The sequence below is a fragment of the Pseudomonas typographi genome, assembly GCF_014694385.1.
GTDB classification, from domain to species: Bacteria; Pseudomonadota; Gammaproteobacteria; order Pseudomonadales; family Pseudomonadaceae; genus Aquipseudomonas; species Aquipseudomonas typographi.
Genome location: NZ_JAAOCA010000026.1, coordinates 75,767 through 92,964, shown reverse-complemented (window position 1 = coordinate 92,964; position 17,198 = coordinate 75,767). Strand labels below are relative to the sequence as shown.

Genomic DNA, 17,198 nt, shown 5'->3' with positions numbered 1-17,198 from the left:
GCATGAAGATCCAACAGCCGCTCAGCAGCGACACCATTAACAAGGGAATCAGCCAGGTGATTCGACGCAGCATCGGTAAACATCCTCGATCAGTGAAACGGCTCCCCGAACACTGGAAGCCGCTGTACCATCAGACTCTAATGGCGTGCTTTTATCGCGCCTGTCGAGTAACAGCCTGGTTTCATCACTGTTACATTCCAGATACGTCGTTAGACCTTGGACCCTCCATGACCCAGAAACAACGTTTGAAATATTCCGTCCTGATCGCCGTGGCTGTGCTGGTGATTATGTTGGGGTTGACCTGGTTGCAAACCCACAACCTGATCACCGAGCAGGTTTACAAATACCTGGCCATTACCGTTGCGGTGTTGGTGGTGGTGCTCAACGGCATCCTGCGCCGCAAGGTCAAGGTGTGAGCCTTATGGTCGCTGCAAGTATTCACGTACGGCGGCTTCAAGGCAGTAGGTTTTATCGTCATTCATGCTGACCAGGCCTTCCTGGCACAGCCGCTTGAGCACCTCGCGCACGCTGAGAAAAGACAACGGCACATCCTGGCTTGCCAGGCGCCCATGCACACCGCGCATGCCAATGCTGTGCGCCTCGCGTTCAGCTTGCAGCAGCGTATCGATCACCTTTAAGCGGATCAGGCTTGTGCGCAGGCCAAAATGCTTGAGCATGTCTTTGATCCGCTCATTGCCTACCGGCGCGGCGCCGAGCGGTGCTGTGGCCGGGCGCTGCTGGCGGGCCACCGGGTGGGTCGTTTGCGGGCGGGCGTGGTGCATGGGTTTCTCCTTTTCGCCGCCTGTGCGTACGGGTAGGTTCGGGCACAGTTCAACGTTAGGACGAACGAATGGGCCCATTCATGAATTTTTTTGTGTAAATAACCGGTAAAGCCCTCCCTTGCGTTGACAGCGAACCGCGCCGGATGGCCTAAATAGTTATTATTTTTCGCCTTGACCCTGGAGTTGCCGATGCCCATCGCCTTCGCTGAACTTGCCTCACTGCTGCAGGCCATTTTCCTGCGCCACGGTGTCGCCCCGCAGGTGGCACAGGTGCTGGCCCATAATTGCGCCACCGCCGAACAAGACGGCGCCACTAGCCATGGGGTATTTCGCATCAATGGCTATCTGGCAACACTGGCCAGCGGCTGGGTCGATGGCCGCGCGGTGCCGGTGGTCGAGGATGTGGCCAGCGGCTATGTCGCGGTCGATGCCGCGGGCGGTTTCGCGCAGCCTGCCTTGCAAGCCGCGCGGCCGCTGTTGGTGAGCAAGGCGCGTGCCGCCGGTATCGCCGTGTTGGCCATTCGCAACTCCCACCATTTCGCCGCGCTTTGGCCAGACGTCGAACCCTTCGCACGTGAAGGGCTGGTGGCGCTGAGTGTGGTTAACAGCATGACCTGCGTGGTGCCACAAGGCGGCCAGCGCCCGGTATTCGGCACCAACCCGGTGGCTTTTGCCGCGCCGTGCGCGGGCGCTGAACCCATTGTGTTCGACATGGCGACCAGCGCGCTGGCCCATGGTGATGTGCAGATCGCCGCGCGCGAGGGGCATAGCTTGCCGCCGGGCAGTGGCGTAGACCGCCACGGCCAGCCGACCTGCGACCCACGGGCTGTGCTCGACGGTGGCGCGCTGTTGCCGTTCGGCGGGCACAAGGGCTCGGCGCTCTCGATGATGGTCGAGTTGCTGTCAGCCGCCCTTACCGGCGGGCATTTCGCTTTCGAGTTTGACTGGTCGCAACACCCTGGGGCGCAAACGCCCTGGACGGGGCAGTTGATCATCGTGATCGACCCGGCCAAAACGGCAGGTGCACCCTTTGCCGAGCGCGCACGCACATTGGTGGAGCACATGCGTGCGGCGGGGGTGGAGCGATTTTCCGGCGAGCGGCGCTACCGTAACCGGCAGCGCGCCGCCCGCGAGGGTATCTGGCTGGAAGAGCCACAATTGGCGCAACTGCGCCAGTGGGCAGAACAGCAGTGAGGTATCCCGGACGTCCGCTACACCGTTTTTGCGCTGCCTTTTGTTGCCAGCGGCTTAGCCATCGCCTTGCTATGAGCGGCCAGGGTGCTCGCCCAACACCATGCAGTGCCAGCAGGCAGACGGCCGCCTGAACTACCCTACAGGCCGGTCATCGCTTGCCGATAAGCACGCCGATCACCAGGCCCACGCCGGCGGCGATGGCAACGGTTTGCAAAGGGTGGCCGCCGATATAGTCCTGGGTCGCTTCCAGCGCCGGCTGTGCTTTGCTGCGCACGCCGTCGACCGACTCAAGTGCCTTGCGTAGTTTTTCAGTGATTTGCGCGCGTAGGGTTTCGGCTTCGTCGCCCACTAGCGCGGCGCTGTCTTTAAGCAGTTTTTCGGATTCTTCGATCAGGGCGGCCAGTTCACTGAAGGCCTGGTCCTTGATCTGGTCGCCGGCCGAGGCGGCGGAAGACTTGCGGGCCATGAGGTAACTCCTTGTGCGGAAAAGAGCCGGGCGGCTCGCTTAATGGAGTGGCCCTCGCCCGGAAAGTTGCAGTTGGTTTACACTGCGCGGCAACGTCATCCCAGGGGAGTAACGATGAGTTACAATTTGGCTAGCAAGCCTTTCGAAGAACGCCAGGCGATCGAACAGGAAAAAGCCCGGCATTTTGAGAACTGGAAAGCCAACATCGGCAAGGCCAAGGCTGACGCGGCGCGCTTGATCGCCGAGAAGCCCAGGCGTAAGGGCAAGTGGGCTGAATGGGTGCGCGCCGAGCTTGAACAGATGGCCCCGGCCGAATACGCCAACATGGTCCGTAGCGAAGTGAACAAGCTGATGGCGGCGGCCAAGTAAGGCCTCAGTAGGCGGCGCCCCAAGTGTTGAGGTCCAGGCTGCCACGTTCTTCGAAGCGTGCCGCTGCCCACGGGCCGCGCCCAAGCTTGCCGTGTAACACATAGGGTACGCTAGTGGCGCCGCTGGATTGCGCCAGCCCCATGGCCTGGCGCAATACGGAAAACGCCGAAACGCTCACCGGCACGGTGATCAGCGCCTCGCCATAGCGGGCCACCTGGCCATGCTGGTCACTCACGCCGGCCGCCAACGGGCGGTCGTTGACCGTTAAGCTCAGGGCAACGCCGTCATAGTCGATGGGCGTGTCATTGGGATTTTGCAAGCGCAGGCGCACGGCCATGCGTACTTCCAGGTCCTGGCCCGGCAATGGGTCAATGCCGACCACGTCCACGGTCACAGGGTCGGCAGGGCGAAACAACGCGCAACTGGCCAGGCAGCAACAGCCCAGCATTAGCCACAGTGCTCTCATGCTCAAGGGTCCGGGCGGTGTGTACAGCATCGGACTGCCCCAGCCACTGTGTGTTCGGCGGCGCCGCCATTTTAAGCGAGCCCGGCGTGAAAGGCGTGCGCACCTGTGCGGTGGCTCGCTGTTGGCCGTACCTTTTTGGCGATGCTTTTGCCGCCGGGCCGGTTGCCCCGCCGCGCCCTGTTAGGGCTCGTGATGGCGCCTTCGACAGCAACAGTCATGCGTCAATTTTCGTTTGAGCTTCTGAAGCACCCGACTAGCAGGGCGTAACATTGTGCAACCTTCGGCCCAGGCGCGTAGGCTCAAGCCATCACTCAAAGGCCTGAGAGGTAAACGATGAAACGGCCGCTGCTAGGCTTGGCTGTACTCGCATGGTTAATGGCCGCGCCGCTGTATGCCCAGAATGCCAATAACCCTTACAACAGCCCTATCCGCAATGCCAACCCCAATAGCCGGCAAGGCACGGCGCCACAGGCGCCTACACCCCGTGTCGGAGTACCGCAACCACGGCAACCTACCGTGCAGAACGGCGGGATCGGTAATGGCGAAAATATCCGCCGCTCGGCGCCGCCGGCTACGCCGCCAAGCTTGGGGCCTAAAAGGCCGTAAATAAGGCCGCGCGCCCACACCCGCCGCCGCACTGTTACGCGCCAGTACAGCCTGTGGCCGATTTGCTATGCTGCGCCCTTTTAGAGGCGCCACTGCCAGGCGCCCATACGAGCCGACCTTATGACTGCCGAGCACCCACGCCCGCTGACGTTGTCGCGGGCAGACCACAAAACCCTGAGCCTGGCGGCGCTGGGTGGCGCACTGGAAATCTACGATTTCATTATTTTCGTGTTTTTCGCGGTCACGCTGAGCCAGCTGTTTTTCCCACCGCACATGCCGGAATGGTTGCGGCTGCTGCAAAGCTTCGGGATTTTCGTGACCGGCTACTTGGCCCGGCCCTTGGGCGGCATCCTGATGGCGCATTTCGCCGACCGCCTGGGCCGCAAAAAGGTCTTTAGCCTGAGCATCCTGATGATGGCGCTGCCCTGCCTGCTGATCGGGATAATGCCAACCTACGCGCAAATCGGCTATGCCGCACCGCTGGTGCTGTTGGCGCTACGGGTGCTGCAAGGCGCCGCCGTGGGCGGGGAAGTCCCCAGCGCCTGGGTGTTCGTAGCCGAGCATGTGCCGCGGCGGCGCCGGGGGTATGCCCTGGGTTTCTTGCAAGCAGGGCTGACCTTCGGTTACCTGATCGGCGCACTGGTGGCCAGCGGCGTGGCGCGGGCGTTCAGCCCCGAGCAATTGCTCGACTATGGTTGGCGCTTGCCGTTTCTATTGGGGGGTGTGTTCGGGCTGTTCGGCGTGTGGTTGCGCCGTTACCTGGCGGAAACGCCGATTTTCATCGCCCTGCGCCAGCGGCGCGAAGCGGTGGGCGGCTTGCCGGTCGCCCAGGTGCTGCGCGAGCATCGCCCGGCGCTGCTGCCGGCGGCGTTGCTCACCTGCGTGCTCACCAGCGCGGTGGTGGTGCTGGTGGTGCTCACCCCCACCTTGATGCAGCAGCGCTTTGCCCTACCGGCCGGCCAAACCTTCGCTTTGAGCAGCCTGGGCATCGTGTTCCTCAACCTTGGTTGCGTACTGGCCGGGCTATTGGTCGACCGTATCGGCGCCTGGCGCGCGATGGCGCTGTATAGCGTGTTGTTGCCGGTCGGTATCGGCGCGCTGTACGCCAACCTCATCGGCGGCTGGGGGTGGCCCGGCACCACGTACGCGCTGGCCGGGCTCAGTTGCGGTGTGGTCGGCGTGGTGCCGTCGCTGATGGTGGCGCTGTTTCCGGCGCGTATACGCGTCTCGGGCATCTCGCTGACCTACAACCTGGCCTACGCGCTGTGGGCGAGTATCACGCCGCTGGCGTTGATCGCGCTAACGCCATGGAGCCCCTGGGTGTGCGTAGGGTATTGCCTGGTCATGGGCGGCGTGGGGCTGTTGTGCGCCTGGCGCTATGGGGCGTTGGGCTCGCCGGTGCTGTGTGGCGACCCAAGGGGTTGAGCCAACCGGCCGCCGCATTGCCGCGAGCGGTGCCTCGGCGGTTGACTGTGCGCAATGGCAGTGGGGCTTGGGCGGCCTCGCCAAGCCCTGCTATAACTGCCCGCGGCGGGCTGCCCGGCAGCGAGATCACGCGCCCAGGCGTATATGAATGCCTGAGACACCACATCAGAGCTATCCTTGTTGAATTTATTCCAGTTGCGCGCCTTCGATGCCGTGGCTAAAGAGGGCAGTTTTACTCGCGCTGCCGAGCGGCTGTTCATCAGCCAACCGGCGGTGACCGGGCACGTGAAGGCGCTGGAAGCGCATTACCACGTGCTGTTGCTGCGCCGGGGTGCCCGCACGGTGAGTTTGACCCCCGAAGGTAAGCAACTGGCCAGCATCACCCACGCGCTGTTCGGCCTCGCCGATGAAGCCCACGCCTGGCTCGAGGCCCGCCGCGAGGTGCTCAGCGGCCAGTTGGCCATCGCCGCCGACAGCCCGCAGCAGGTAATGCCGCTGCTGGCGCGGCTGCGCGAACATCACCCGGGCGTGGTGGTGCAGCTTACCCTGGGTAACGCACAGAGTACGCTCGACGCGCTGTTGGCCGAGCAGGTCGATGTGGCCCTCATCACCACCGCGGCGCCGCGCCATGGCTTGCACTTGCAGCCGTTGGCGGCATCGCGATTATTGTTACTGTTACCGATTGGCCACCCCTGGGCCGGATGCCCGGCGGTGCGCGTGGCGCAATTGGAGGGCCAAGGGATGGTGCTGCGCGAGCCCGGCTCGATGACCCGGCAAACGCTTGAAACCGCCTGCCAGCACGCGGCGGCGAAACCGCAGGTGATGCTGGTCGTTGGCAGCCGCGAAGCGGTGGGTGAGGCAGTGGCCGCGGGGCTCGGGCTGGGCGTGGTGCTTTCTGGCGAGTTGAGCCCAGACCCGCGGCTGTGCACCGTGCCGCTGCTGGGGGAGGGCCTGGAGCAGCCACACATGCTGGCGTGTTTGGCCCGGCGCCGCGAACTGAAGCTGATCCGCACGGTGTTCGAACTGGCGGGTTGATGCGTTGGGGTCGATTGCCAGCCCAAGGCCGTATAGACTTTCGCCACCACGCCGGCCACACGGGCCGGCCCCCCGAGTACGCAACACAGAGAAACGGCCATGGGCGCACAGTGGAAAGCTAAACACAAAGAGGCAGCAGCCAACGCCAAGGGGCGTATCTTCGGCAAGCTGGCCAAGGAGCTGCAGATCGCAGCACGCGCCGGGGCTGACCCGGAGATGAACCCCCGCTTGCGGCTGGTGGTGGAACAAGCCAAAAAAGCGTCGATGCCGCGTGACACGCTCGACCGCGCGATCAAGAAAGGCGCGGGCTTGAGCGGCGAAACCGTGCAATACACCCTGGTCAAATACGAAGGCTTCGCCCCACATCAAGTGCCGCTGATCGTCGAGTGCCTGACCGACAACGTGAACCGTACCGTGGCGGAAATCCGTGTACTGTTCCGCAAAGGCCAATTGGGTGCTGAAGGTTCGGTGGCTTGGGATTTCAGCCACGTTGGGCTTATCGAAGCGGCCCCGGCCTCTGCCGACGCGGACCCGGAACTGGCCGCCATCGAGGCCGGCGCCCAGGATTTTGAGCCGGCCGAGGAGGGCGCCACGCTGTTCATCACCGACGCCAGCGACCTGGATGCGGTGCAAAAGGCGTTGCCAGAGCAGGGCTTCACGGTGGTATCAGCGAAACTGGGCTACCTGCCGAAGAACCCGGTGGCCCTGGACAACGCCGACAAACTCGCCGAGGTCGAGGCATTTCTCGAGGCCATCGACGGCCACGACGATGTGCAGAACGTGTACGTGGGCTTGGCTGGCTGATTTACCCGGCGGGTGCGATCAAAAGCCCCGCCCGCTGGCATCTCGCGCGGCGCTGACCTCGGCCTGGGTCGGCCGCCGGCGCACCTGGATCGCGTCGCCGGCCCAGTCGATCAACCCCCGTTCGGCGAACGCCGCCAACCAGCCTTCCATGGGCCATGCCCGCCAGCGCCGGTAAAAGGTGCGGGCGTTATCGACGATGGCGTCGAAGTGGTTCAGTGGGGGGGCGAAGGTGGGGTGGTACTGGTGCACAGCCAAGGCTGGGCAGTCGAGTAACGGCACCTGCCGTTCACGAGCGCGAAAAGCGAAGTCGGTATCTTCACCGCCATAGCCTTGGTAGGCCTCGTCGAAACCGCCGACGCGCTCGAACACTGGCGCCATGCAGGCAAAGTTCAGCGACCAGAACAGCGGGTAGGCCACTGCCAGCCCCGGGCCTGGCCGGTGTACGGCCAGCGGGTGGGCCACGGCGTTGGCTAGCAGCGCATCGGTGTTCCAGTGCGCAGGTAAGGCGCCATCGGGCAAGTAACGCACTTGCCCCAGATGCAGCGCGCCGGGGTGGGCCAGCAATGCATCGCGATAATGGCCAAGCAAGTGGCGCTCCGGTATGCAGTCTACATCCAGGAATACCCAGGCCGCCGCCGCGTCGATCGCCAGCGCCTGATTGCGCGCGGCCGCCAGCGGCAGCGCGCCACCGTGGCCGTCGACGCGGCGGGTGTAAATAGGAAACCGCGGGCAGGTGTACTGCCCGGCTGGCTCGTTCATGTGCACCACCCACAGTGCCTCGGGTGCCAACGCCGATTGCTCCAGCCCGCGTATTACGTTGTGCAACTGGGCCGTGCGGCCCTGCACGAGCGTGATCACATTCACGCCGGCTCGCTCAGCGATTGCAGGTAGCTACCAAAACCGCCCTGGGCACGAAAATCCAGCCGTGCGCTGGTGCGCACACGCACCGAGCGGCTCCAGGCAATGCGTGCGCCCGTTGCCTCCAGGGCACGTACCAGGTGAACATCTTCATGGCAGGGCAGTGCCGGGAAACCGCCGGCCAGCAGGTACGCCGCACTGGTGACGCCCAGGTTTGCCCCGTGGATATGGTCGTGCCCGTCCTGGTCATGGTAAGCCGCCTCGTAACGGTCACGCACCTGCAGATGGTAAGGGCTCCAGTCGTCTATCTCGACCACCCCACACACAGCGTCGGCCTGGTGCGCCAACTGTGCGGCCAGCCAATCGCTTGGGACGGTGCTGTCGGCGTCGGTGCAGGCCAGCCAGCGGGCGCCGGCCTCGATCAGGGCATGGGCCCCCGCCGCGCGGGCCGTGCCTACGTTACGGGCAGCCACCTCCAGCACCTGTATCGGGGAGCGCTGGCAGATGGCTTTGGACGCGTCAGTGCAACTGTCCAGTACCACCATTATTTGTACGGGCTCGCCCGCCAGCCACGGATGTTCAGCGGCGGCCAAAACGCTAAGCAGGCATTGCTCCAACCAACGTTCCTCGTTGTGAGCAGGTATTACTACACCAATCATGAGCGATCCTCGCGGGCGGGAATAACCTTATGCAATAGTTGGCGGCCTGCGATTGGACGTCGTAGCATCCACCCTTCGCGGCCGGCCTGAACAGTCGACCCGGTGCTGGCGACACAGGTTTCGCTTTTCCGACCAAGTGTCGGGTTAACTATTACTAAGGTGTATAAGGGGCAGGCATGCCGCCCCGGGGATGTATGGCTGGCGATGGTAATCGTGGCTTGGGGCCTGACGTCGTGGTGATCAAGGTGGGGCCTGGCATGCCACCGGGCCTGGCCTCGCTGGTGCTGCGCGGGCCTTCTCCACCTTGTTGTTCCGCGGCAGCCTTTTTGGGTGAGCGCTTACGCCTGGCGAGTCGAGTGTGCCGGGCCTGTCAATCGCTGGGGCGGCCCCGGCTACGGGATAACTGTGGCATCATGGCGGCCCTTCGCCTGAGCTGACATTCCCGGAGTACCGATTCATGAGCGCGCCCGCCACCGTTACCGTCGTTCCGCCTACCCAGGCCCTGCAGGGTAGGGTAGCGCCGCCGGGTTCGAAGTCCATCACCAACCGGGCGCTGCTGTTGGCTGCGTTGGCCAAGGGCACCAGCCGCCTGAGCGGTGCACTCAAGAGCGATGACACCCGATACATGTCCGGTGCCCTACGCTTGATGGGCGTGACAGTCGAAGAACCCGATGCCACCACCTTCGTGGTAACCAGCAGCGGTCAGTTGCAGGCCCCGGCCGAAGCATTGTTCCTCGGCAACGCTGGCACGGCGGTGCGTTTTCTCACCGCTGCGGTGAGCACGGTGGCCGGTACGGTAGTGCTCGACGGTGACCATTACATGCATAAACGACCTATCGAGCCGTTGCTGCGGGCCCTGCGCGCGGGTGGGGTACAAGCCAGCAGTGCCACCGGCTGCCCGCCGGTCACCGTGCAGGGCAGTGGCCTCCTACCGGGCGGCCGCTTCGAGATCGACGGTGGGCTGTCGAGCCAGTACGTGTCGGCCTTGCTGATGCTGGCCGCCTGTGGCCAGGGGCCCATTGACGTCGCCCTGACGGGCAAGGACATCGGCGCGCGCGGTTATGTTGACCTCACGCTGGCCTGCATGCGCGCCTTCGGTGCCCAGGTGCAGATGCTCGACGATGTCACTTGGCGGGTAGCGCCCACGGGCTACCAGGCCACGGATTACTTGATCGAGCCAGACGCTTCCGCGGCGACTTACCTTTGGGCCGCCGAAGCCCTGACCGTTGGGCGCATCGACCTGGGCGTGGCCAACGATGCCTTTACCCAGCCCGACGCCCATGCCCGGCAATTCATTGCTCAGTTCCCGCGCATGGCCGCCGAGATCGACGGCTCGCAAATGCAAGATGCTATCCCCACCCTGGCTGTATTGGCCGCGTTCAATCAGGCGCCGGTGCGTTTTACCCAACTGGCAAACTTGCGCGTCAAGGAATGTGACCGGGTACAAGCGCTGTACGATGGGCTCAATGCCATCAGGCCCGGGTTGGCCACGGTGGAAGGCGATGACTTGATCGTACATGCCGATCCCTCTCTGGCCGGGACCGAGGTGCAGGCCAGCATCGATACCCATTCGGACCACCGCATGGCCATGTGCTTTGCGCTGGCCGGGCTGAAGGTCGCCGGCATTCATATCCAAGACCCGGCTTGCGTGGGTAAGACCTACCCCGACTATTGGAACGCGTTGGCGTCGCTGGGTGTGCAAACACGGTTCACAGGCGCCTAGGCACCCATGCGAAGCGTGCCGGCGGTTAGCATCAGCGCCGGCCAGCTCACCCTCTCATGACGCCAAGCCCACCGGCGCATCGAGCAAATCTTCGATCCGCACCGGCAAATCCCGCACTTGAACCCCCGTGGCATGGCGCACCGCATCGGTGATGGCCGCCGCAATGCCGGCCAGGCCGATCTCGCCGATGCCCCGCGCGCCCAAGGGGTTGAGGGTCATATCCGGGTAGTCGAGGAAGGTAATGTCCACCTCCGGCGCATCGGCATGGGTGGTGACGATGTAGTCGGCAAGGTTTGCATTCAGTGGCGCGCCAGTGCGGGGGTCGTATTCGGTTTCCTCGAACAGCGCCATGCCCACTCCCATCATGATCGCCCCCTCGATCTGGTTACGGCCGGTTTGCGGGTTGATCACCTTACCGGCATCGATCACCGTGACCACACGGTCCACTCGCAGGCGGGCGATTTCAGGTTGCCAGACCACCTCGACGAAATGCGCACCATATGAATGCTGGGAATAATGCTTCTGCGCCTCGGCGCTGCCGGCGCCTTCGCCCTCGCCACTGACGTGGTCCATGTGTGCCGCCTGGAGGATGTCCTGCAAGAGAACGGCCTTACCTTGCTCGCCTTTGATGCTCACCTGCATTTGGTCGAAAGCCAGAGCGCCGGGCGCTTTGCCAGCAAAGCGCGGGTCATGCTCGATCGCAGCTTGCAATGCTTCATCGATGGCGGCCTGGGTCGCCGCCTGAACCGCAGGCACCAACGAGCCGGTGGCCATGGAGCCACCGGACATCGGCCCTGGTGGGAGGCTGGAGTCGCCAATTACCACATCGATACGCGCCAGGGGTAAACCCGTCAACGCTGCCACCATTTGCGCCACTACCGTATAGGTGCCGGTGCCGATGTCTTGGGTGCCACACATCACCCGCGCACGGCCATTGGCCGCTAGCTGCACGGTCGCCTTGGCTGGCAACGCTTTGGCCATCCACGAGCAGGCGGCCATGCCCCAACCGACCACGGCACCGGCCTCATTGCGCATGCTGCCGGGGCGCGGGTCGCGGCGTGCCCAGCCGAAGCGCTCGGCACCGGTGTGTAGGCACTCGGTTAGATGCCTGGAAGAGAACGGCAGGTCGAGGCTCTCGTCCCGTTCCGGCTGGTTAGCCAGGCGCAGTTGCAGCGGGTCCATCTTCAGCGCCACCGCCAACTCGTTCATGCCCGACTCAAGCGCGTACAACCCCGGCACCGCCCCCGGGCCGCGCATCGACGTGGGCGGGGCGATGTCACGGCGGGCGAACGACCAGGCCGCACGCAAGTTGGGCGTGCTGTACAAAAAACCGGTGGCTTCACCGCAGTTTTCCTTGTAGGTGTCCAACCGCGCGTTATGGAACAGGTAGTCGTGGCTGACGCAGTTCAACTTGCCATCGGCCGTAGCGCCTAGCCGGATGCGTTGTTGGGTGTTGGTGCGGTGCCCCACCGTTTGGAACATCATGGCGCGGTCCACCACCAGCTTGATCGGTGCGCCCAACTCCCGCGCTGCCGCGGCCGCCAGGGTGGCATGGGTCCAAGGCCAAAGCTTGCCGCCGAAACCGGAGCCCAGGTACTCGGTGATAATGCGCACCTGCTGCGGCTGTACCCCGAGCATTTGCGCCATGACCATCTGGTGGTTCATCACGGCTTGGCTGGTTTCGAACAAGGTGAACTGCTCACCATTCCACACTGCCACGCTGGCATGCAGTTCGATCGGGTTATGGGTTTGTACCGGGGTGGTATACACCTGGTCGATTTTGACCGGTGCGCTGGTGAAAGCCTGGTCCACATCGCCGCGCTCGGTGTCCACCGAGGTTTTCTCCTCCGCGGCCAAGCGCATGCTCACGTTCGGCGGCTCGCTGGCGTACTCGACCTTCACTGCGCGTGCCGCTTCGGTCGCTTGCTCGAACGTGCGCGCAATCACCAGCGCTACATATTGGCCATAGTAACTTACGGTGTTATCCGACAGCGGCGGCCGGTTTTCGTCGACCTTGCCCTTGCTGGCCTGTTTACGGAACAGCTTGCCGGCGAAGTTGCCTTGGTGAAACACCTCGACCACGCCGGGCATGGCCAAGGCCGCCCGTGGATCGAGTGCGGTGATGCGGCCCTTGGCAACCGTGGAGGTGACCGGCACCGCATACAGCAACCCCGGGAAGTGGTGGTCGGACGTGTATTGGGCTAGCCCCGAGACTTTCTTGGGGCCGTCGATGCGTGGCAGGCCTTGGCCGATCACGGTCACGCTGGTGGACGGGGCCATGTGATGTTCCTCCTCAAACCCGTGCGGCAACGGTGGCCAATTGCTGGGCGACGCAGCGCTTGGCCAATTCGATCTTGAAGCCGTTCTCACTTTGCGCCTTGGCGCCGCGCACAGCCGCCTCGGCCGCCGCGCGCCACGTGGCGGCCGAGGCGGGCGCGCCGACCAGCGCCTGTTCAGCGGCCGGTGAGCGCCATGGCAACGTGCCCACACCGCCCAGGGCTACCCGCGCTTGGCGAACGCGGCCACCATCGATTTGCAGAACCACCGCGGCCGAGGCCAGGGCGAACTCATACGAAGCACGGTCGCGCAGTTTCAAATACCCAGATTTCGCCCCTTCGAGCGGCGGCGGTAACGCCACATGGGTAATCAACTCGCCGGGTTGCAGCACGGTTTCTACCTGCGGGGTGCTGCCGGGCAGCAGAAAAAACTCACCCACCGGCACTACTCGGCTGCCATGGTTACCTTGGATATGCACTTGCGCGCCCAGGGCCACCAGCGCCACGTTCATGTCTGACGGATTAGTGGCGATGCAGTGTTCGCTGGTGCCGAAGATCGCCAGGGTGCGGTTGGCCCCGCCAATGGCCGCGCAACCGGTCCCGGGCTCGCGTTTGTTGCAGGGGCTTAAGTTGTCGCGAAAATACATGCACCGGGTGCGTTGCAAGAGGTTGCCGCCGGTGGTGGCCATGTTGCGCAGTTGGCCGGACGCGCCGGCCAGCAGGGCTTCGGACAGCACCGGGTAACCCTGCTTAACGGCCAGGTGCCAGGCCAGGTCGCTATTGCGTACCAAGGCGCCGACCTTCAGGCCCCCCTCGGGGGTGCGTTCCACTTCGGCCAAGGGCAGGCGGTTGATGTCGACCACCTGAGTGGGGTGTTCCACGCCTAATTTCATCAGGTCAGTGAGGGTGGTGCCGCCCGCGATAAAACGCACATTCGGCGCTGCGCCCCATTTCACCGCTTGGTCGGTGCTGCTGGCCCGGTTGAAGGTAAAAGGATGCATAGTGAACGATTCTCCGAATCGAAGGCGAACCTCACGCGGCCCGTTTTAAACCGGGCGCAAGGGTGCCACTGGCTGTAGTTCAACCGCGGGCCTGTTTTATGGCCTTGAGGATGTGCGAATACGCACCACACCGGCAGATGTTGCCGCTCATGGCTTCTTTGATGTCACTGTCGCTGGTGCCGTAGGGCTCGTTGGCCAGCGCCACCGCTGACATGATTTGCCCGCTGGTGCAGTAACCGCATTGGTACGCGTCGTGTTCAACGAAAGCCGCCTGCATGGGGTGCAACTGCTCCGGCGTACCCAAGCCTTCGATGGTAGAAATGGCATCGCCTTCGTGCATCAGCGCCAAGCTCAGGCATGAATTGACCCGTCGGCCATTCACTTGCACGGTACAGGCACCACATTGGCCATGGTCGCAGCCTTTTTTCGTGCCGGTCAGTTGCAGCCGTTCGCGCAGGGCGTCGAGCAAGGTGGTGCGCGGGTCAATCTTCAGGCTGTGCGGTTCGCCATTCACTGTCATGTTCAGGATTTGTGCGCCGGGCTCGGCGGCGTCGCCAGGGGCGGCCGCGGCACTGCCGGCCGCTTGTGCCAGGCCGCTGCCCAGCACCGCGGCGGTGCTGCTGATGCCCAGGGCCTGGAGCACGGAGCGGCGCGAGAGGGGTAATAGCGGCGGGTTGTCGGGGCTGAACTGCAACTTTTGCTTGGCCATGGCAAGGCCCTCCGGGCAGGCACGCGGTCAACGCCGTGCCTCTGGCGGGCACTGGCGGCTATCTGGGTTGGGCCGGCAGGGCAGCGCGTTCGTTCAATCGTTTCACCGGGCCGCCTGTCAGCACCGGCGCGGAACTTGCGGTGGCCTCAGCGCTTCACACGTGCATAGAGGTCGATTGGAGAGGTGCACGCCATGGTTGAGTCCCTGACAGAATACGAACGCAAGCGCCATTTCGAGCAAACGCCCGAACCGCGCGGCGACGGCCGGCGCAAGCCGCGCAAGGGGGAACAGGCCTTGCAGTTCTGCATCCAGAAGCACGATGCCAGCCACTTGCACTACGATTTTCGCCTGGAGCTGGACGGCACCCTAAAAAGCTGGGCCGTGCCCAAGGGCCCGTCGTTGGACCCCGCGGACGAACGGCTGGCCATCCACGTGGAGGACCATCCCCTCGATTACGCCAGCTTCGAGGGCCACATCCCAGAGGGGCATTACGGCGGCGGTGACGTGATCGTTTGGGACCGTGGTACTTGGGAGCCAGAAGGTGAGCCCCATGAAGCCTATGCCAAGGGCAGGCTGAAGTTTCGCCTACAAGGTGAGAAGCTCGCCGGTACGTGGAACCTGGTCAAAACCCGCATGGCCGGTAAAAAAGAACAGTGGTTCCTGATCAAGTCCCACGATGAGCAGGCACGCGCGCGTGAGGATTACGACATCCTCGAAGACCAACCCGGCAGCGTGCTCAGCGACCGCGCCCTAGTGCCCAAGCCCCATGGCAAGGCTGCCGCCAAGGTCAAGGCCAACGCCAACGCCAACGCCAAAGCGGGCCAGGAGGCGGGGGTTGAGGCCAAACCCATCGGGAAAAAACCGGCCAAGGCCCGAGCCAAGCGTGGCACCGCGTTGGAAGGCGCGCGGCAGGCGCCTTTGCCCGCCGCATTCAAGCCGCAGTTGGCCACCCTGGTAGACAGCGCACCGCCGGGAGATTGGCGCTACGAGATCAAGTTCGATGGCTACCGGATCCTCGCCCGTATCGAGCAGGGCAAGGCCAAGTTGTTCACCCGCAATGGCCATGACTGGACCGCACGCATGCCCCAGCAGGCCAAGGCGCTGGAGGCGCTGGGGCTGGAGCAGGCCTGGCTGGATGGCGAGGTGGTGGTGGCCAACGAGCAAGGGGTGCCGGACTTCCAGGCGCTGCAGAATGCCTTCGAAACCGAGCGCAGCGGCGAAATCGTTTATTACCTATTCGACGTGCTCTACCTCAATGGCATGGACCTGACCGGCGTGCCGCTGGAGCAACGCCGCGCGGCGCTGGCCGAGATCGTGGGCCATGCGCCCAGCCAATGGCTGCGCTACAGCGATGACTTCGCCGAAGACGCCGAGCACCTGCTGGGCACGGCCTGCCAAATGCACATGGAGGGGCTGATCGGCAAGCGCGCCGGCAGCCTATACCACAGCACCCGCAATGCCGACTGGATCAAGCTTAAATGTCAGCACCGTCAGGAATTCGTGGTGGTGGGTTATACCGAGCCCAAGGGCAGCCGCAGCGATTTTGGCGCGCTATTGCTGGGCTTGCACGACCCAGACAGCGGCGGGTTGCGCTACGCCGGCAAAGTGGGCACCGGTTTTAGCGAGCAAACCCTCAAAACGATCCTGGCGCAACTGCAGCCCTTGCAAGTGCCAAAGCGTCCGCCGCTGGCCAATGCGCCCAGCGGCGCCCAACTGCGCGGCGTGCATTGGCTTAAACCGCAATTACTGGCCGAGGTGGCCTACGCCGAGATGACCCGTGAAGGCGCGGTGCGCCACGCGGTGTTCCATGGCCTGCGCGATGACAAACCGGCCGAGGCCATCAATGAAGAAAAGCCTGCCCAAGTCCAGGCCCGGCAGGCCACCACCGGGAAAAAAAACGTGAAGCACGCCGCCGCCGAAGACTTACCTAGCAACGTGCGGATCACCCACCCAGACCGCATAATCGATAAAACTACCGGCGCCACCAAGCTGGACCTGGCGCGGTACTACACCCAAGTGGCGCAGTGGATCCTCCCGCAACTGGCCGACCGCCCGGTGGCGCTGGTACGTGCCCCGGAGGGCATCGAGGGCGAGTTGTTCTTCCAGAAAAACGCCGAGCACTTGCACATCCCCGGTATCAAGGGCCTGGACAAAGCCTTCTCCAACCAACCGGTGATGATCGTCGACACCCCGCAAGCGCTGATCGGCGCGGTGCAGATGGGCACGGTCGAGTTTCACACCTGGAACGCCACCGGCCAAAACGGCCGCCACCCCGACCGCTTTGTGCTGGACCTCGACCCGGACCCGGCGCTGCCGTGGAAGGCCATGGCCGAGGCCACCGAATTGGTACTCGCGGCGCTGGGCGAATTGGGCTTGAAGAGTTTTTTGAAGACCAGCGGCGGCAAGGGCATGCACATTGTGGTGCCGTTGCGGCCGAAGGATGACTGGGACCAGGTCAAGGATTTCGCCCATGCGCTGGTCAGCCATATGGCCAAGCTGATGCCAGATCGCTTTTCGGACAAGTCCGGGCCAAAAAACCGCGTCGGCAAGATTTTCATCGACTACTTGCGCAATGGCGAAGGGGCTACCACCGCCTGCGCCTATGGTGCCCGGGCGCGGGAAGGTTTGCCCGTGTCGGTGCCGGTGGCGCCTGAAGAAGTAGCCGGCTTGAAAACAGCGGCGCGGTGGAACATCCACACCCTAGGCGAGCGCCTGGCGGAACTGAGTGGGGACGACCCCTGGGCGGGGTATGGCAAAGTGCGCCAGGGTATTACCCAAGCCATGCGCCAGCGGCTGGGCATCAAGGCGCGGTGAGCCGCCGGGGG

General features: G+C 64.0%; 16 protein-coding genes. 8 read left to right on the top strand and 8 right to left on the bottom strand.

Annotated features, from left to right (window positions below; translation table 11 throughout):
- The first annotated feature begins 227 nt into the window (after positions 1-227).
- Complete coding sequence (locus HAQ05_RS19785) at positions 228-416, top strand: hypothetical protein (protein WP_190423683.1); 189 nt, start codon at positions 228-230, stop codon at positions 414-416.
- A gap of 3 nt (positions 417-419) precedes the next feature.
- On the opposite strand, the gene HAQ05_RS19780 is transcribed toward HAQ05_RS19785, so the two are convergent.
- On the bottom strand, positions 420-782 hold the full coding sequence (locus HAQ05_RS19780; protein ID WP_190423681.1) for a fe2+ zn2+ uptake regulation protein: 363 nt from the start codon (positions 780-782) through the stop codon (positions 420-422).
- 189 nt (positions 783-971) lie between these two features.
- On the opposite strand from HAQ05_RS19780, the gene HAQ05_RS19775 reads away from it, so the two are divergent.
- Complete coding sequence (locus HAQ05_RS19775) at positions 972-1,976, top strand: Ldh family oxidoreductase (protein ID WP_190423679.1); 1,005 nt, start codon at positions 972-974, stop codon at positions 1,974-1,976.
- A 148-nt stretch (positions 1,977-2,124) separates the two neighbouring features.
- Here HAQ05_RS19775 and HAQ05_RS19770 read toward each other — a convergent pair whose 3' ends face one another.
- Positions 2,125-2,442: an ElaB/YgaM/YqjD family protein gene (locus tag HAQ05_RS19770; protein WP_190423677.1), complete on the bottom strand. Its 318-nt coding sequence runs from the start codon at positions 2,440-2,442 to the stop codon at positions 2,125-2,127.
- A 114-nt stretch (positions 2,443-2,556) separates the two neighbouring features.
- Between HAQ05_RS19770 and HAQ05_RS19765 the strand changes: the two genes are divergently transcribed.
- The gene (locus tag HAQ05_RS19765) at positions 2,557-2,811 is read left to right on the top strand and encodes a hypothetical protein (protein ID WP_190423675.1); all 255 of its coding nucleotides are present in this window, start codon (positions 2,557-2,559) and stop codon (positions 2,809-2,811) included.
- A gap of 4 nt (positions 2,812-2,815) precedes the next feature.
- On the opposite strand, the gene HAQ05_RS19760 is transcribed toward HAQ05_RS19765, so the two are convergent.
- Complete coding sequence (locus HAQ05_RS19760; RefSeq protein ID WP_190423673.1) at positions 2,816-3,277, bottom strand: LEA/WHy family protein; 462 nt, start codon at positions 3,275-3,277, stop codon at positions 2,816-2,818.
- A 726-nt stretch (positions 3,278-4,003) separates the two neighbouring features.
- Between HAQ05_RS19760 and HAQ05_RS19755 the strand changes: the two genes are divergently transcribed.
- The 3 genes from HAQ05_RS19755 (at position 4,004) to HAQ05_RS19745 (ending at position 7,147) form a co-directional block, all read left to right on the top strand.
- Positions 4,004-5,308 carry an MFS transporter gene (locus HAQ05_RS19755; protein WP_190423671.1) on the top strand — a complete coding sequence of 435 codons (1,305 nt, stop codon included), beginning with the start codon at positions 4,004-4,006 and terminating at the stop codon, positions 5,306-5,308.
- A gap of 180 nt (positions 5,309-5,488) precedes the next feature.
- Positions 5,489-6,343: a LysR substrate-binding domain-containing protein gene (locus HAQ05_RS19750; protein ID WP_190423685.1), complete on the top strand. Its 855-nt coding sequence runs from the start codon at positions 5,489-5,491 to the stop codon at positions 6,341-6,343.
- Between the two features lie 99 nt (positions 6,344-6,442).
- Complete coding sequence (locus HAQ05_RS19745; protein ID WP_190423669.1) at positions 6,443-7,147, top strand: YebC/PmpR family DNA-binding transcriptional regulator; 705 nt, start codon at positions 6,443-6,445, stop codon at positions 7,145-7,147.
- 18 nt (positions 7,148-7,165) lie between these two features.
- Here the strand turns inward: HAQ05_RS19745 and HAQ05_RS19740 are convergent, their stop codons facing one another.
- Both HAQ05_RS19740 and HAQ05_RS19735 read right to left on the bottom strand, forming a co-directional pair.
- Positions 7,166-8,011, bottom strand: a complete 846-nt coding sequence (locus HAQ05_RS19740; RefSeq protein WP_190423667.1) for a galactosyltransferase-related protein — start codon at positions 8,009-8,011, stop codon at positions 7,166-7,168.
- Positions 8,008-8,664, bottom strand: coding sequence for a glycosyltransferase family 2 protein (locus tag HAQ05_RS19735; RefSeq protein WP_190423664.1), 657 nt, complete (start codon positions 8,662-8,664; stop codon positions 8,008-8,010). Before HAQ05_RS19735 ends, HAQ05_RS19740 begins: the two co-directional genes overlap by 4 nt.
- A gap of 457 nt (positions 8,665-9,121) precedes the next feature.
- Here HAQ05_RS19735 and HAQ05_RS19730 point away from each other — a divergent pair, with 457 nt between their 5' ends.
- Positions 9,122-10,387, top strand: coding sequence for a 3-phosphoshikimate 1-carboxyvinyltransferase (locus HAQ05_RS19730; RefSeq protein WP_190423663.1), 1,266 nt, complete (start codon positions 9,122-9,124; stop codon positions 10,385-10,387).
- Between the two features lie 54 nt (positions 10,388-10,441).
- Here HAQ05_RS19730 and HAQ05_RS19725 read toward each other — a convergent pair whose 3' ends face one another.
- The 3 genes from HAQ05_RS19725 to HAQ05_RS19715 all read right to left on the bottom strand — a co-directional run bounded on the left by HAQ05_RS19725 (position 10,442) and on the right by HAQ05_RS19715 (position 14,373).
- Complete coding sequence (locus HAQ05_RS19725) at positions 10,442-12,667, bottom strand: xanthine dehydrogenase family protein molybdopterin-binding subunit (RefSeq protein ID WP_190423661.1); 2,226 nt, start codon at positions 12,665-12,667, stop codon at positions 10,442-10,444.
- Positions 12,668-12,680: 13 nt separating this feature from the next.
- On the bottom strand, positions 12,681-13,664 hold the full coding sequence (locus HAQ05_RS19720) for an FAD binding domain-containing protein (protein WP_190423659.1): 984 nt from the start codon (positions 13,662-13,664) through the stop codon (positions 12,681-12,683).
- A gap of 79 nt (positions 13,665-13,743) precedes the next feature.
- On the bottom strand, positions 13,744-14,373 hold the full coding sequence (locus tag HAQ05_RS19715) for a 2Fe-2S iron-sulfur cluster-binding protein (RefSeq protein ID WP_190423657.1): 630 nt from the start codon (positions 14,371-14,373) through the stop codon (positions 13,744-13,746).
- Between the two features lie 192 nt (positions 14,374-14,565).
- Here HAQ05_RS19715 and ligD point away from each other — a divergent pair, with 192 nt between their 5' ends.
- Positions 14,566-17,187 (top strand): DNA ligase D, encoded by a 2,622-nt coding sequence (gene ligD / locus HAQ05_RS19710; RefSeq protein WP_190423655.1) that lies wholly within the window; start codon positions 14,566-14,568, stop codon positions 17,185-17,187.
- The last annotated feature ends 11 nt before the right edge of the window (positions 17,188-17,198 follow it).